This window comes from Pelorhabdus rhamnosifermentans (genome assembly GCF_018835585.1).
Taxonomy (GTDB): domain Bacteria; phylum Bacillota; class Negativicutes; order UMGS1260; family UMGS1260; genus Pelorhabdus; species Pelorhabdus rhamnosifermentans.
The window spans coordinates 1-616 of the sequence record NZ_JAHGVE010000091.1; the positions used below are offsets into that span (position 1 = coordinate 1).

At 50.8% G+C, this 616-nt stretch carries 1 rRNA gene; it reads right to left on the reverse strand.

Annotation, left to right across the window (positions count from 1 at the left end):
* Positions 1 to 616: ribosomal RNA gene (locus Ga0466249_RS25895) — 23S ribosomal RNA — on the reverse strand; the annotation flags it as partial.

The window sequence follows — 616 nt, forward strand, 5'->3', positions numbered from 1 at the left end:
CAGTTAGAATTCCAGTCAATAAAGGGTGGTATCCCAACATCAGCTCTGCGAAAACTAGCGTCCTCGCTTCTCAGCTTCCCACCTATCCTGTACATTATTGACCAAAACTCAATATCAGGCTACAGTAAAGCTCCATGGGGTCTTTCTGTCCAGTCGCGGGTAACCTGCATCTTCACAGGTATTTCAATTTCACCGGGTCCCTTGTTGAGACAGTGCCCAAGTCGTTACACCTTTCGTGCGGGTCGGAACTTACCCGACAAGGAATTTCGCTACCTTAGGACCGTTATAGTTACGGCCGCCGTTTACTGGGGCTTCAGTTTACACCTTCGAACCGAAGTTCTAAGCATTCCCCTTAACCTTCCAGCACCGGGCAGGTGTCAGCACCTATACGTCAGCTTTCGCTTTAGCAGGCACCTGTGTTTGTGGTAAACAGTCGCTTGGGCCTCTCTTTTGCAACCCTCTCTTGCTCCGGCCGTTTCAAGCTTTCACAAATGAGGGCTCCCCTTTTCCCGAAGTTACGGGGACATTTTGCCGAGTTCCTTAACAAGGGTTTTCCCGCGCACCTTAGAATTCTCTTCCCGCCTACCTGTGTCGGTTTGCGGTACGGGCACCAGTT